The following is a 15,634-nucleotide window of genomic DNA, read 5'->3' on the forward strand; positions in this document are numbered from 1 at the left end:
TTTGGGCGGCGACTACATGGATGGCCTCGCTTTGTGCCTCCATGCGCGTTGCGGTAGTGTAACTTCAAACTCCTCACCAACCACCCAAAGGAGATGAAGTGAGCCGGTACTACATGAATCCGGAAGGAGTCACGAAAGCGGCGGGTCGTGCGCATAACGCAGCTGAAAACCTAGCAGAGGTGAAGGTTTTTCTCGGTCTGAATGAGATGCGTAACGCCATGCCTGGAGCGCCTGCGGCTAGTGCTGCGACTTCCGCGGGTGGTGCTGTTGATTCCTCCCTGCAGGGGTTGGCTATCGCGGTTGACGAATTCGCGGCGGCCCTCGAGCGCACACGTGATAGGTTCCTCGCTGCAGACAAGCGCGCTGCCGAACGCATGGCCGCCGTGACTCCGGGTTCTGTCTTGCGGCCTCGGCGTGGCCGTGAGAGGACTTCTGGAACGGGTGACGCCCACTCGGATGGGTGGGATATTGACAGGAATCCGCGTAACGTGCACCCCGCGCCGTCGGATTCTGAGGAGTTCCGTCGTCATTCAAAGCCAGGCGATTCGGAGGATTGAGGAGTTTTCAATGGTAACGTGGAGCGACATTCGGAGGTGGAACAGTGCTGCCTTTCAGCCGGTCCTGGAAGCCCTGGCCGAAGATCGAAAGCGGGTGCGGCGGGCTCACTGGGAGTTGGAATGCAGCGACACTTCCCGAGACTGGCAGGGAAAGACAGCTGACTTGGCGGCAGTCAGGCGTGTTCAGCTTCAAGAGCGTTGTCAGGTGCTCGTAGACGCAATCGATGATCTTATCGCGGCCACATCTAAAGCGCAGAGCGGAACGTATGCCGTGGAACTGGCGGTCATTGAGGCGTGTTCCATAGCAGATCAATACGGTTTCAAGATTCTGGGGTCAGGTCAGGTTACGGACGCCTCCGATGGCCGGGCGCAACCAACGGAGGACCCGGAGGATTTTCCAAAACATCTAGCCGAACTAACAGCCCGGCTGAACGCTCTTGAGAGGACGCAAAAGGTCGTGGAACTCGCGCTTCAGAAAGCGGAGAGAGTGGACAGAATGTATAGCGAGGCTCTTGGGAACGCCGCGCAGGGAAGCATTTGAGGCGGATTTGAGGAGAGATTCAAGGAAAACACTTCCTGTCATGGGCGGCGCGTCTTTGATCAAAATGGGGGTGGGGCTGAGTCGTAGTCCCGACCTTCACGATGCTTCGGATACGCTTGCAGTCGCACATAACATAAAGTCCTCCTCGCACCCTTCCTTGCGCATTGGATGCGCACACCGAACAATTCGCGTATCCACATGCCTGATGGGCCTATGCTGCTGTAACCGGCTAACCGGCAAGGGGTAGGCTGGTCATGTGAGCGAAGTTGAGATTGGACGAGCGAAGCGCGCCCGACGCGCTTACACCCTGGACGATATCGCCGTTGTCCCTTCACGGCGCACTCGCGACGTGCAGGAAGTGACCACCTCCTGGCAGTTGGACGCCTACCATCTGGAGATCCCGGTACTGTCTGCGCCATGGATTCGGTAACCTCACCGGAAACCGCTATCGAAATCGGACGCCTGGGCGGCGTCGGTGTGCTCGATCTGGAAGGCCTGTGGACCCGTTACGAAGATCCGCGCCCGCTATTCGAAGAAATAGCCGATCTCGATCAGCGCAGTTCCATCGCGCGCCTGCAGGAGATTTATGCGGAGCCGGTCAAAGAGGAACTCATCACTGAGCGGTTGAACGAGATCCGCGATGCCGGGGTGACCGTGGCGGGAGCGCTATCCCCAGGCCGCACCCAGGAGCTGTGGCGGACCGTCGTCGACGCCGGCGTGGATATCTTCGTTATCCGCGGCACCACGGTCTCTGCCGAACACGTTTCCGCCAACCGGGAGCCCCTGAATCTCAAGCGCTTCATCTACGAGTTGGATGTGCCCGTCCTGGTGGGTGGTGCGGTGACCTACACCGGCGCCCTTCACCTCATGCGCACCGGGGCCGCTGGCGTACTTGCTGGATACGGCGGCGGTGCGGCCTCCGCGAATCGCCGCACCGTTGGTATAGCGGCACCGATGGCGACAACGATCGCCGATATTGCCGCCGCTCGGCGGGACTATTTGGACGAGTCTGGCGGGCGCTATGTGCACGTGGTGGCCGACGGTTCAGTGGGGACCGCCGGGGATGTAGTGAAGGCCATTGCCTGCGGTGCGGATGGCGTTATGCTGGGCACCGCACTTGCGCGTGCGGATGAGGCACCCGGCCGCGGCTGGCACTGGGGCAGGAAGCACACCATTCACGCCTGCCACGCGGTGACCGGGTACAAGTCGGCACCGCCGGCCCCCTGGAACAGATCCTCTTCGGCCCGTCGCACACCGCCGACGGCACCACGAATCTCATGGGCGCACTCCGGCACGCCATGGCGGCCAACGGATATTCCGATGTGAAGGAGTTTCAGCGCGCTGAAGTTGTCGTTGGCGGCTGAGTAATGTTGGATGGTGGAAGAGCCGGACAACGTGCACTCGGCCCTTCGACGGCTAGGTACTACCACGACCTGAGTTAGACGCGAGCGCTACCCCTGGTACCGGTAGATATTGGTCTCGCGCTCCACGAAACCGCAGCGGCGGTAGAGGCGGTTGGCGGCTTCTCGCGAGGGGCGCGATGTCAGATCCACCGACTTCGCTCCGACCTCTTGTGCAAGCGAAACTGCGGCCTCCACCAGCTGTTGCCCCGCTCCCTGACCGCGGGCGTCCTCGTGTACGACGACGTCCTCGATCCAGGCGCGACGCCCGGTGGGGATATCAAATGTGGCGAGAGTCAGCATGCCGAGAATCTCCGGCGCATCCTCCGAGCGGAACACAAGCAGATATACGCCTTTCTGCGCCACCATGCTCCGCACATACTCCTCGGAAAGGGGTGGAGTGGAACGAGAGAGCTGGGGGACCAGTCTATTCATAGCTGCAGCGAGTTCCGGGGTTGATTCGGTGACGACTTCGACGGACATGAGTCTCCTTTCCTCTGACGGCTCAAGAGTACCGTTTGGCGGCGAGTGCGGTGGGCGCAAACGACCGACTGCAGCAACTCTGTGAGCAGCTTTGCAACCATCCCACTTTATGTGCACCCACTCGCGCGTCCCAGCCGAGTGGGCGAGTTCGTCACGGGCGGCAATGCTGCGTTGTGTACCCCTACCCGCGTGGTGTACGTCGAGAAGCCGACGCCACCCCTGCCCGACGTGTATGTGCCCCACCCGCGCGCTGTGTATCGGCGGGTGTTGCCTGAGTTGCGGCTCAGAGTGGCATGTACCCCTACCTGCGCGGCATGTACAGGCAGGTACATGCGCAAGCGCTGCTACATCGTCTCCGAAGATGTGGAACAGCCCGTCCATTGCAATATGCGGGTAGGAGCTTCAAACTGCCCCTACCCGCGCGGCACTCGCTCCAGATCGGCCAGCCAGATCGCGTCGGAAGCATCGCTGGGCATGCGCCAGTCGCCGCGCGGCGAAAGCGTTCCCCCGGCACTGACCTTCGGGCCGTTAGGCAGCGTGGAACGTTTGAACTGCTGCGAGAAGAAACGCCGATAGAAGAGCTCCATCCAGTGCCGGATGTCCCCGATTTCATAGGCGTGCCTATCTTCCACAGCAATCCCACTCGGCCAGTTGCCGGCCTCTGCATCCCTCCAGGCATGCCACTGATAGAAGGCGATCTTGGATGGCCGCAGGCCGCAGCGCAGCAGATAGTACAGAGTGAAGTCTTGCAGTTCGTACGGGCCGATCTTTGCTTGGGTGGACTGGATTTCCTCGCCGGGGCGCGCCGGCACGAGCTCCGGGGAGATTTCGGTATCAAGAATCGACTGCAGCGTGTCACTGACGGCGTGGTCGAACTGTTTGGAGGAGATGGCCCAGCGGATCAGATGTTGCATCAGTGTCTTCGGTACGCCGGCGTTGACGTTGTAGTGGCTCATATGGTCGCCGACGCCGAAGGTGCACCAGCCCAGCGCCAACTCCGAAAGGTCACCCGTGCCCAGCACGATGGCGTTATTCGCTCCCGCCAAACGGAAGAGCATGTCGGTTCGCAGCCCTGCCTGCACGTTCTCGAAGGTGACATCATAGACCTCCTCGCCGCGTCCGAAGGGATGCCCGATGTCGCTGAGCATCTGCCGCGCACTGGGGCGGATATCAATCTCTTGGAAGGAGACGCCGAGGCTCTCACTTAATCGGTAGGCATTGGACTTGGTGTGATCCGAGGTGGCAAAGCCGGGCAGTGTGTAGGCGAGGATATCGGTGCGCGGACGGCCCAGTTGGTCCATGGCCCGCGCTGCCACAATCAGCGCCTGCGTGGAATCCAGACCGCCGGATACTCCAATCACGATCTTCGGCTGGCCAATGGCGCGTAGGCGCTGGCATAGTGCCGAAACCTGGATGTTGTAGGCCTCGTAGCAGTCCTGATTGAGGGTGGCGGCGTCGTTGGGCACGAAGGGGAAACGGTCAATAGGCCGCAGCAGGCCGACGTCGTCGTGCGCGGGTGCAAGTTGGAAGCTGATGGTGCGAAATACCGAGTTCCGCTTGCCACTGGCGGAGTCCTCGCGGTGGACCGCTTCGGTGCGCGAAATGCCGAAGGTTGCGCGATTGTCATCGAAACTGGATTGACGGATACGCTCCTGCAGCAGGGCGTCGAGATCAATATCGGCGAGGGTGGCATGGGCGCCGTCGGCAAAATGCGGACCGGCAGCCAGCTTTGTTCCCATCTCGAAGATGGCCGTCTGCCCGTCCCAGGTCAGATCGGTGGTTGACTCGCCCTGGCCATTTCCCGCGTAAATGTAGGCGGCCTTGTAGCGGGCGGCGGAGGAGCCGATCATGAGCTCGCGGTCATGGGCGCGCCCGATGGTGATAGGTGAGCCGGAGAGGTTGGCGATGATTGTCGCTCCGGCGAGTGAAGCCCGCGCCGCCGGCGGGATCGGGACCCACATGTCTTCACAGATCTCCACGTGGAAAACGAAACCGTCCACATCCGTGGCGCTGAACAGCAGGTCCGGGCCGAAGGGAACAGACTCGCGTGGGTAACCGTAACTCAGCGCGTCCGGAACCGGAGCGGGGCGGAACAGAGGCGCGAAAGCACTCGCAGTGCCGGAATCCGGCACATTCGCCGGGACGGAAGCTGGAACACTTGCCGGGTTGGAATCCGGAACATTCGCCGGGTTGGAATCCGGAACATTCGCCGGGTTGGAATCCGGCACAGCGTATTCGGCCAGTAACGCGTCCACGCCGTCCGCGGCGCTGATATTGACCCCGGGCAGGGTGATGTAGTTCCCGGCGGTCTGCGCGCCGCTCGCGAAATGGCGCTTCTCGTAGAACTCGCGGTAGTTCGGTAGATAAGACTTGGGCACGACGCCGAGTACGTGACCGCGGTGTAGCACGACGGCGCAGTTGTAGAGGCGGTTTTCGTGCAGGATCGGAGCGCCGACGACGATGACGGGGGAGAGGCTCTCCGACTCGGCTCGCAACTGTTCGATGGCTTGCAAGGTGGTGTCGATGAGGATGTCCTGAAGGAAGAGATCATCCGCGGAGTAGCCGGTGAGTCCGAGCTCCGGGAAAACTGCGAGCGCCACACCGCGGCCCTCCAAACTGCGGATCAGTTCGGCGCTGCGGCGGGCGTTCTCGCATGGATCAGCGATTGCGACCGGCAGCGTGCAGGCGGCTACGCGCGCCATTCCCTGAGAGTAGATGGAGTAGAAGTTGCCCATGAGCTAAGTGTGCCAGAGTACTCCGACACGGTAGTAATGAGGAACGCCGTGGCAGGCGCAGTGGAAGGCGGGCTGCGGCAGCTCGATGCCGCCTGGTTACGGCCCTTGATGCCACCCGGTTAATGCCCCTGATGCCACCCGGTTAATGCCCCTGATGCCGCCTGGTGATGGCCCTTGACGCCGCGTGGTTACGGCCCCCCGATGCCATCCGGTTACGGCCCCTGATGAGGACTCAGCGCATCGCGGGCTGCAGCAGATGTTGCACCAAGGGGCCGTACAGTTTAACCACATCGTCAATATTCAGTGATGTGATGGGCTGGAGGCGCAGGATGTAGCGGGCGGAGAGCATTCCAAAGATCACGCTGGTCGCGGCGGCCACGCGCCTTTTGGTATGTGGTCCGCTCAGGCGTCGCGCAACCGGCGTGATAATCGCTTCGTCAATCCATGCGCGGAAGGTGGTCATAGTTTCGTCGGATGCCAGCACCGAACCGATGAGCAGGCGGGCGGAGTTTTCGGCGGATGCTTCCTCCCACAGTAAGAGGACCGCCCGCACCACGCGTGCGCCAGCACCTTCCAAATTATCGCCCAGCGAGTCGAGTACCGTGGTGGTCGGGTCACGCGGCAGCGACATCGCCTCGCGGAAGAGGCCGGTTTTCCCGCCGAAGTAGTAGGAGATGAGCCCGGGGTCGACGTCGGCTTCGCGCGCGATGTCGCGCAGAGTCACGGCGGAGAACTCGCGGGTGGCAAACTGGACTTTCGCCACTTCGAGCAGACGCTCGCGTATCTCGCCGCGTGCTGCGCGTGGGCCGCGGGTTGTGCCGTTTTCCATCTCCTGTTTCGCCCCTGTTCTTACGTCACCGAGCTGCGGACTCATGTCGATTCTGCAGGCGCTGTTTTGCCGCGTCCAGAGTATGGCACCGTGTGAATTCTGCAAGTGCCCCATCTCGTGCCGCGGCGTGGGCGGTGGTTGCAACCGCCGCCTTAGCCTTCGCGTTAACAATACTCCCTCGTACCGCTTCCATGGCCTTGGCCTCTCCTTCGTAGCCTTCCGTGCCCTCCCAACGACCGCGTCCGAGTCATCGGCCGATATTCCTAGGCCGTTTGTCCCAATATTTCAACGTTGTAGAGATGTCTTTGGTAGGCGAAGGGCGGTTTTTCCTAGCAGAGTGCGGGTCTGCCAGCGGATGGATTTGAAGTTTCTACGGGGAAGAAATTTGATGCCCGAAGCCGTACTCTCAAGATATCGGGCAGCTTACCCTGCGCGCCGCTCCACGGAGAGGATGAGGATGAATACGAGCATTGCTTACCGCTTGGGAATTGATGTCGGTTCGACAACGGTCAAGGCGGTTATGCTCGACGACGGCGACAAGCCGGTGTTCCAAGACTATCGCCGCCATAACGCCGACGTGCGAGCCGAACTCGCCAAGCTACTTGCCGATATCTCCTTCGAGTTCCCCGGCGCACGGGTCCGCGCCTCCATCACAGGCTCGGGCGGGCTCTCGGTGGCCAATGCGCTGTCTGTTTCTTTCGTACAGGAGGTTATTGCCGAAACAGAGGCAACGCGGCGCAATCATCCGGAAGTAGACGTGATCATTGAGCTCGGCGGAGAGGATGCCAAGCTCACCTACCTGCACCCCACCCCGGAACAGCGGATGAACGGTACCTGTGCGGGTGGAACCGGGGCGTTTATCGATCAGATGGCGACCCTGCTGAAAACCGATGCATCCGGGCTGAACACGTTGGCCGCCGGCTACCAGCAGCTTTATCCGATCGCTTCGCGGTGCGGCGTGTTCGCCAAATCAGACGTGCAGCCATTGATCAACCAGGGAGCGGCCCACGAAGACCTCGCTGCCTCCATCTTCCAGGCGGTTGCAACGCAAACGGTGGCCGGTTTGGCCTGCGGGCGCCCGATTCGTGGCAATGTCATGTTCCTGGGCGGCCCGCTGCACTTCCTGCCCGAACTACGTAACGCCTACGACCGCATCCTTGACAAGGTGGATACGTACATCACCCCGGATAACGCGCAGTTGTATGTGGCGCTAGGCGCCGCGCTACTAGCGGAGAAGGCAGATATTGCCATCCTTGCCGACCTCGTCGCCAAACTAGAGGCGACCAAGCATCTGGGGGCGGAATCCCACCGTATGCGTCCGCTGTTCGCGGATGAACAGGAGCGCGCCGAGTTTAACGAACGGCATGCGCAAGAGGCGATTTCCTTCAAGGACACCGATAAGGCCACCGGTGACTGTTTCCTCGGCATTGACGCCGGTTCCACCACGATAAAGGCCGTGCTCATCGACGGCGACGACGACATCGTCTTCACTCACTACGCCTCGAATGAGGGCGACCCGGTGGCGGCAGCCATTGATATCGTCAAGCACATTCACGCAGAGCTCCCGCCCACGGCGCGGATTGTCCGCTCCTGCTCAACCGGGTATGGGGAAGGGCTGGTGAAAACTGCGCTCGGTGTGGACGAGGGCGAAATCGAGACCATGGCGCATTACCGCGCCGCCGAACATATTCGCCCCGGTGTTACCTCGGTGATCGATATCGGCGGGCAGGATATGAAGTACCTGCGCATCCGCTCCGGCGTCGTCGATTCCATCTCTGTGAACGAGGCCTGTTCCTCCGGCTGTGGGTCATTCCTGCAGACTTTCGCGGAGACCATGGGCATTGATGTGCGCAGTTTCGCCGCTGCCGCCGTGCAGGCGCAGAGCCCGGTCGACCTCGGCACACGCTGCACGGTGTTCATGAACTCCTCCGTCAAGCAGGCACAAAAGGAAGGCGCCGACGTCGGTGATATTTCCGCCGGATTGTCCTACTCGGTGGTTCGTAACGCCTTGTACAAGGTCATTAAGCTGAAGGACCCGGAGGACCTGGGGGAGTCCGTTGTGGTGCAGGGCGGTACCTTCTTAAACGACGCCGTGCTGCGCGCCTTCGAACTGCTCACCGGGCGCCATGTGGTCCGGCCGAATATCGCCGGGCTGATGGGTGCCTACGGGGCGGCACTCACCGCCAAAATGCACTATGATCCTGCCACCGCCGATCCGGAGAAGCCGTGCGGACTGCTCTCACCGGAAGAGCTGGAGGGACTGACGGTGACGACGGAGCGGAAGACCTGCCGTCTGTGCCAGAACCACTGCCAGATGACGATTTCCACCTTCTCCACCGGGGAGCGGCATGTGTCCGGCAACCGGTGCGAACGCGGCGCGTCGCTGGAGCGCGTTCCAAAGAAGTCGCCGATTCCGAATATGTTCGACTGGAAGTACAAGCGGGTCTTCGGTTACCGGCGTCTCACGGAGGACAAGGCGACCCGTGGTGATATCGGTATTCCGCGTGTACTCAACATGTACGAGGACTATCCCTTCTGGTTCACCGTGCTTACGCAGTTGAAGTTCCGGGTGTTGATTTCCGGGCGTTCCAACCATGACCTTTTCGAGGAGGGCATGGAATCGATCCCGTCGGAGAACGTGTGCTATCCGGCCAAGCTTGTGCACGGGCATATCGAGTCGCTGTTGAAGAAGGGTGTGCAGACGATTTTCTACCCCTGTGTGTCCTACGAGCAGGAAACCGCTAACGGGCAAGACAACAGCTTCAACTGTCCGATTGTTGCCACCTACCCCGAGGTTATTCGCAACAACATGGAGTCGCTGGCAGGGCCGGATATCCGTTTCATTTCTCCGTTCCTATCGTTGCGGAACCGGGAGGTGCTGCCCCGGCGCATCGCCGAGGTCTTCGCCGAGTGGGGTGTGACCGAGGAAGAGGCCGCCGTAGCGTGCGCGAAGGGCTGGGAGGAACTGGATGCCTTCCACGCCGAGGTCCGGGCGAAGGGGCAGGAGGCGCTGCAGTACATCCGCGAGCATAATATGCGCGGTATTGTGTTGGCCGGGCGCCCGTACCACCTTGATCCGGAGATTAACCACGGCATTCCGGAAGTCATTATCGGCCTGGGGATGGCGGTGTTGACGGAGGATGCGATGGTAGAGGGCGCGTTGGAACGTCCATTGCGCGTGCGCGACCAGTGGGCGTATCACTCGCGTCTGTACGAAGCTGCTGCCACCGTGGGCGACGACGTCGACCTGGAGTTGGTGCAGTTGACGTCCTTTGGATGCGGGCTGGACGCTATCACTGCCGACCAGGTCATCGAGATCCTGGAGGGACGCGGCGACGTGTACACCGGGCTGAAGATCGACGAGGTCTCCAACCTGGGTGCCGCGCGTATCCGCCTGCGGTCGCTGGCTGCGGCGGTGGAGGAACGGCATGACCGCGCCGAGTCCATGACCGTGGACACCGCAGGTTCCGGCGACGACGTACCGCTGGGGAAGCGCGGCGAGGCCGAGTATGCAACGGCCGGGCATATCCACCAGCGTGTGGCCTTCACGAAGAAGATGCGCGAGGACGGGTACACGGTGCTGTGCCCGCAAATGTCACCCATTCACTTCCGCCTGATTGCGGAGACGCTGCGGGCGGGCGGTTACAACGTGAAACTGCTGGAGAAGGCCTCACGCGACGATATCGAGGTGGGCCTGAAGTACGTCAACAATGACGCCTGCTACCCGGCTATTGTGGTGATCGGCCAGTTGATCAGTGCGATTCTGCGCGGCGAGGTTGATCCCGACCGGACTGCGGTTGCCATCACCCAGACAGGTGGCATGTGCCGTGCTACGAACTACGCGGGACTGTTGCGTAAGGGCTTGCGCGACGCCGGCTATGAGCAGATCCCGGTAATAGCGATTTCCGCGCAGGGTATTGAGGAGAACCCCGGCTTCAGCATGACGCCGACGTTGATCCACAATGCCGTCAAGGCCATTACCTTGGGTGACGTGTTGCAGAAGGTTCTGTTGCGTACCCGGCCATACCAGATCGAGGGCAACGCGACGGCGCTGTACGAGAAGTGGGATGCGGTGTGCCGCGAGTACTTCGCCGAGGGAGGCTATTCCCGCACTTTGGGCAGGCGGATTGGCTTCCATGCGCTGATTAAGAGCATTGTGCGGGAGTTCGACGTTCTGCCGCTGCAGGATATTCCGCGCAAGCCGCGCGTGGGTATGGTGGGGGAGATCCTCGTGCAGTTCCATCCGGATGCCAACAACCATGCGGTTGAGGTGATTGAGCGGGAGGGATGCGAGGCGGAACTGCCCTCGCTGGCCCAGTTCTTCCACAACTCGCTCGTGACGGCGGACTGGAAATACCAGGTGCTTGGCGAAGGATCAAATCGCGGCCGCTACGGCAAGAAGCTGGCGCTGTGGGCTATGCAGCAGTATGAGAAGCCGGCGCGGCGGGCCCTGGCGCTGTCGGAGCGTTTCGAGGCCGGTGCGACGATCCAGCAACTTGCCACCAAGGCACAGGAGATTGTGCAGCTGGGCAACCAAGCCGGCGAGGGATGGTATTTGACGGCGGACATGATGGACATGATCGAGTCCTGTTGCCCGAATATCATCTGCGCACAGCCTTTCGCCTGCCTGCCGAACCATGTGGTGGGCAAGGGCATGTTCCGCGCGCTGCGCAGCAAGTACCCGCAGGCCAATATTGTGGCCATTGACTACGATCCCGGTGCGTCCGAGGTCAACCAGCTCAACCGCATCAAGTTGATGATCTCGACGGCGTTCCTGCAGCACGAGGCCGGGCTGGAAGATACGGATGCGGAGTTCGACCCAACGGAGAACGCGGGCGGTGGGTGCGGTTCGTGCCCGATTAGCGGACTCGCCGGGGACTCAGTTCCGAACCGTGCCTCTGGAAAGGTGCTGCTGGGCATGCCCATGATGCGGAGGTAGGGAAAAGTGTAGGTTCAGCACAATAAGACTGCAGCGCCCGGAGTTAGCCGTCATTTTGCAGCGCGCTCGAATATCGGACTTTCCGAGCCATCGCGTGGTCGCGATTAGCGGAATGCGGAAAGGCGTAGCTTGCACGAATCCTTTCTTTAATTCTCCTGTTCGACCCGCTCATCGATCTCGTCTCCAAGGGCGTCGATTTCGTCTCTCACGTCTCCCCTCAGATTCTCTCTGACTTGGCCGGCATCAACGGCTGATGCTTCCGCCGTACTGGAAGCATCGCCATAAGTGTCGAAGCCTAGTCCGATTATCTTTGAAACAACGGGCCCGGCTACTGGGATCTCATCGGCAATAGAAGTTGCGCATGTTTTAACCAGCCCCAAAACTGTGCTGTCATACTTGAACTGCCCGTTGTCGTCTTTGGTTACTGCGTGTTCGTTGGCGGTGTACTCTCCTTGAACATAGTCGTCCATCTGGCCTTTGTAACCATCACGCACGCGGTCCGTACTGTCACCAGCTAGCGCTGCTGAGTGATAGTCGGCGGCAAAGTGATCCATCGTGGCGTTCGTCAAGCCGCTCAGTGCTTCCTTATCGTGGCCGAGGTCAATATAGAATCCCGAACTGCGGAGGTTTGATGTCTGTTCCGTTGTGAGCTTTAAATGATAACGTTGGTCGTTAGGATCGTAGACTCCCTCGTGAGCCCCTGATGTACCAGTGGCCCGTTTCATAGCTAGGTCACCAGCATACTCTTCTAAGATCGCAGCGGATGCTGACCGCAATCCGCGGTTCTCATACCCGTAGCGATCCTGTCCATTGTACTGGGAGTCCTCATGGGCAAGTCCGTAGGAATACCCATCGAGATACTCGGAGACAATATACGGGGCAGCGCTGTTGGAAGTGTCGCTGGTCACATCGTCGATGATCTTACCCAGCACCATCCCTTGGTCTGCGTAACCCCAGTATTGTGGATTGTCAGTCGTGATTTCCTCTCCGTAACCGTTCCTGCGGACGGTGAAGGTATCGTTCGGTGCGAATCGGTGCCCGGTCATATATTCAGTCACACTAAGAGGTGTTCCGTCGGAACCAGTCACGAGGCTATCCGCTGCCATGAACTTTCGAACAGTTGAGATGCGTTGCTCATTCATACTTGCAGCAGTCGCTGCATCGATCCCACTTCCTGAAGGCCCGTCCATAAGCGTGAGAAGAGCGTAGACAGGATCCGCAGATTTGGGGCTATCGCCGAAGAAGCCTCCTGGATCACAACCGCGAGCGGAATAGACGCCACCAGCGTATGCGCTTTGAAGATGCTCGTTGTCCCATTTGAGCATGTCTTGGGCAATTGACGGTTTTCCGTCGTCATAGCCATTCAGGAAACCATCGCCTATGACAAGCCCTGTGCTGCCTGCTGCCTCGCTGCCTGCTGCGGCTAGTGCTGATCCAAGCCATTGGTAGCCGTAAATAGGATTGTCCCGACTGTCGGTACCATAGGTGGCATTGCCAGCTGCTCTGACTTGTTCTGCGAAAGCTTTCTGCTGTTCTTCTACTGAATTGTGGCTGTCCGAGTAATGCAGGGCCCCCTTATTCATTTCCCACATGTTGCAGTACTCCGAAGAAGCATCGTTGCCACCAGTGGCCAGTACGACCATGGTTCCGACTCCGGCATTGAGTTCTGAGGCGCCTTCCCAGGACGCGTCGGTCTGTTCTAAGATCCGAATCATGTCCGCAGGATCTACTTTCGCGGCGAGGGCGTTCGCGAAGAAGGGGTTGTTAAACTCGTCGCCGTACTTCTCAACAAATTCCTTGACTTCTTGCTCGGTCAGGTCTGAATCGTCAAAGAACTCGGCGGCTTCTGCCGCTTCCGTTTGAGCATGATTCCATTGGGCTTGCGCTCCGAGAATACCATCGTCATCGCCAAAGAGCGCAAACTCCACCCCGCTGCGATTGACGGTTGTGGTGGTGGTTGCTCCGGGGACCGTGGTTGATGCCTGATCTCGCGGGATGAAGCTATCCGCAGCACTGTTCACCCAGTTTGCTGAAGTGAGCGCAACCGCGCCGAGTGCCATAAGGGCTTGGGTGTACTTGACTTTTGCGTCGGCTTGGTCAAATGCTGCAGTGGTCTCCGCGACTTCCTTCTTGGTTGCTGCCTCGTCGTCGCTGATTTCTCCTGCTTGCAGCGAATCGTCAATCCCCTGTATCGCTTTGTTATAGGTGTCGATTGCGTTGTCCCAGTCTGTTTGGGCGGTCTTGACTTCGCTGATTGCGGTCCCAAGCGCCTCGGCGTAGTTGTCTAGCGCCTTTTGAACAGTGGGATGCTGGTTGACGGCCTTCTTGATGGCATTCTGCAAGCTCGTAGCGGAGGCGGCGTGAGCATCGGCTGCCGCGCCCGTCCAGGTTGTGACTGTTGATCCGTTTACGGCAACCTGTGTTTCCCCCATGGCTTCGCCTGCACTTGTGATCGCTTTGCCCAGTTGTTCGACGGAATCGACCTTGTTCTCGGGTAGGGGGAGTGCTTCGCTCGCGGCGGTGGAAGAAAAGGTAGGCATCAGTCGTCATCCTCCGCGAGCATCATAAAGTCAAAGTTCTCGGTGATTTCGGTTTCGGTTTGGTCGTAGTCGTCGGCTCCTTGTTTGATTCCGGACCCCAGCATCGATGCCGCGTCAGAGAACTCTAGGCAGGCTGTGTTCATAAGGCTCACGAAGTATGCGCAAGCATCGGAAAGAGTGGAAGAGTTGTTGACAACATTGTCTTTGACCTCGTAGCAATCGTATGTCAATCCTCGGTATCCGCCAGCAATGTTTACGAAGGTCTGCGAGTCGCTCCAATGGCTGGCCTGTTGGATTCCCGCTGCTTCTCTGTCGAACTTAAGCTCTGACATCTGCGCTCCTTACTATCGGTGCTCGGATTGGTGAGAACCGCACCGATGCATGATGAGTGTTGCTGGCACCGAGTGTAGGCGCTGAGCCAAACCTCCGCAAGCGGAATGTGGTATGCATCATAGAGGTTTGCCGAGGAGGATTGGCTCGGCTCGAGGAGTATCACGTTCGAATTCCGGTGGTGGAACTCTGCCGCTGGTGTGCCAGCAGTACAACTCGCCCTGCTTGGTGGTGGCGCAGCCGGAGTTGGAGGAGAGGACCATGCTGGTCAACTCACTGTCTATCTGGGTTGAGGGTGCAGCTGTTGATGCTGGATCCCCGGCTTGGCAGAGTGCACGTCCCTGTTTGATTGAGCAGGCATCGAGTCCGCTGTTATCCATCGGTCCGCTCCACGTCGTCGCAGGTGCATCAAGCGGCGAGGTGAGCGATATTGATCGTGGAAGGAGTGGTTCTTGCACGACGCCACGGAGGTAGTCGTCTTTAGTGGTTCCTCCCCAGCAGATGCCTTCTTGGGATTCGATCCAGATGCATGGGGCTCGGCTTGCGTAGAGCGCTTCGGCTGGTGCGGGAAGCTCCACGTCAACCCACGTTCCCGGGTCGGTGACGGACTGATCGCTGATACCGTCGCCAAGCCAGCCGTAGTTGCGAACTCCTCGGCAGTGGACAGCGCCGTCACTGTCTATAAAACAGAAGTAGTCGCCGCCCAACTTGACGTCGCGGTACCTGCTGCCTTCTAAAACACGTGTGGGTTCTTTGAGAGTTCGACCGCGATCGGCGCCGAGCGTCTTGTATCCATTCGTGCCCCAGCAGCGCAGACCATCCTCGAGTGCCGCACACGATGTGCCGGGGCCGACGTAGACCTCGTTGGCAGGTCCGTGGAGATGGATTTTGACGGGGACAAGGTGCCTTCGATTTTCGGAAGGGGAGACTTGGTTGAAGTGATTGTCACCCCAACAATAGACGGAGCCTTCAGCGCCAAGCGCGCACGTGTGATCCCAACTCGAATCAAGGTCGACGATAGTAACCGGTAGGTCTACCGCTTGAGGTGTGGTAGCCGAACTGCCTTCGTAGCCTGTCCCGAGGTATTCAGAGGCACCCCAACAGTAAACTTCTCCGCCATCGGTCAGCGCACAGGTGTAGGCGCCGCCGCCGGTGACCTTAGTGAAGAAAGCGTCAACGCGTGTGTCTTTTTCCCACGGACGCCACAGCAACACGGCGACGAGCGCGATGATCGGAAGAGCCACAAACAGCGCACGCCGAATGCGGAAAGATGTCATGCC

The 15,634-nt window shown here is 59.9% G+C and carries 9 protein-coding genes and 1 pseudogene; 4 read left to right on the plus strand and 6 right to left on the minus strand.

Annotated elements, in window-relative coordinates:
• The first annotated feature begins 98 nt into the window (after nt 1-98).
• The 3 genes and pseudogenes from DDD63_RS03960 to DDD63_RS03970 all read left to right on the plus strand — a co-directional run bounded on the left by DDD63_RS03960 (nt 99) and on the right by DDD63_RS03970 (nt 2,462).
• Nucleotides 99-557 carry a hypothetical protein gene (locus DDD63_RS03960; protein ID WP_108715286.1) on the plus strand — a complete coding sequence of 153 codons (459 nt, stop codon included), beginning with the start codon at nt 99-101 and terminating at the stop codon, nt 555-557.
• A gap of 10 nt (nt 558-567) precedes the next feature.
• Complete coding sequence (locus tag DDD63_RS03965; RefSeq protein WP_108715287.1) at nt 568-1,098, plus strand: hypothetical protein; 531 nt, start codon at nt 568-570, stop codon at nt 1,096-1,098.
• Between the two features lie 256 nt (nt 1,099-1,354).
• Nucleotides 1,355-2,462 (plus strand): annotated as a pseudogene (locus tag DDD63_RS03970) (GuaB3 family IMP dehydrogenase-related protein).
• Nucleotides 2,463-2,549: 87 nt separating this feature from the next.
• On the opposite strand, the gene DDD63_RS03975 reads toward DDD63_RS03970, so the two are convergent.
• The 3 genes from DDD63_RS03975 to DDD63_RS03985 all read right to left on the minus strand — a co-directional run bounded on the left by DDD63_RS03975 (nt 2,550) and on the right by DDD63_RS03985 (nt 6,590).
• The gene (locus DDD63_RS03975) at nt 2,550-2,981 is read right to left on the minus strand and encodes a GNAT family N-acetyltransferase (RefSeq protein WP_108715288.1); all 432 of its coding nucleotides are present in this window, start codon (nt 2,979-2,981) and stop codon (nt 2,550-2,552) included.
• 413 nt (nt 2,982-3,394) lie between these two features.
• Nucleotides 3,395-5,716 carry an NAD(+) synthase gene (locus tag DDD63_RS03980; RefSeq protein WP_108715289.1) on the minus strand — a complete coding sequence of 774 codons (2,322 nt, stop codon included), beginning with the start codon at nt 5,714-5,716 and terminating at the stop codon, nt 3,395-3,397.
• Nucleotides 5,717-5,948: 232 nt separating this feature from the next.
• Nucleotides 5,949-6,590: a TetR family transcriptional regulator gene (locus tag DDD63_RS03985; RefSeq protein WP_164505444.1), complete on the minus strand. Its 642-nt coding sequence runs from the start codon at nt 6,588-6,590 to the stop codon at nt 5,949-5,951.
• 406 nt (nt 6,591-6,996) lie between these two features.
• Here DDD63_RS03985 and DDD63_RS03990 point away from each other — a divergent pair, with 406 nt between their 5' ends.
• Complete coding sequence (locus tag DDD63_RS03990; RefSeq protein WP_108715291.1) at nt 6,997-11,484, plus strand: acyl-CoA dehydratase activase-related protein; 4,488 nt, start codon at nt 6,997-6,999, stop codon at nt 11,482-11,484.
• A gap of 146 nt (nt 11,485-11,630) precedes the next feature.
• On the opposite strand, the gene DDD63_RS03995 is transcribed toward DDD63_RS03990, so the two are convergent.
• The 3 genes from DDD63_RS03995 to DDD63_RS04005 all read right to left on the minus strand — a co-directional run bounded on the left by DDD63_RS03995 (nt 11,631) and on the right by DDD63_RS04005 (nt 15,631).
• Complete coding sequence (locus tag DDD63_RS03995; protein WP_108715292.1) at nt 11,631-14,024, minus strand: hypothetical protein; 2,394 nt, start codon at nt 14,022-14,024, stop codon at nt 11,631-11,633.
• Nucleotides 14,024-14,356, minus strand: coding sequence for a hypothetical protein (locus DDD63_RS04000; RefSeq protein WP_108715293.1), 333 nt, complete (start codon nt 14,354-14,356; stop codon nt 14,024-14,026). Before DDD63_RS04000 ends, DDD63_RS03995 begins: the two co-directional genes overlap by 1 nt.
• A 117-nt stretch (nt 14,357-14,473) precedes the next feature.
• Nucleotides 14,474-15,631, minus strand: a complete 1,158-nt coding sequence (locus tag DDD63_RS04005) for a hypothetical protein (RefSeq protein ID WP_164505445.1) — start codon at nt 15,629-15,631, stop codon at nt 14,474-14,476.
• Nucleotides 15,632-15,634: the final 3 nt, after the last annotated feature.

Origin of the sequence: Actinobaculum sp. 313 (assembly GCF_003073475.1) — a bacterium.
Taxonomy (GTDB): Bacteria; Actinomycetota; Actinomycetes; order Actinomycetales; family Actinomycetaceae; genus Asp313.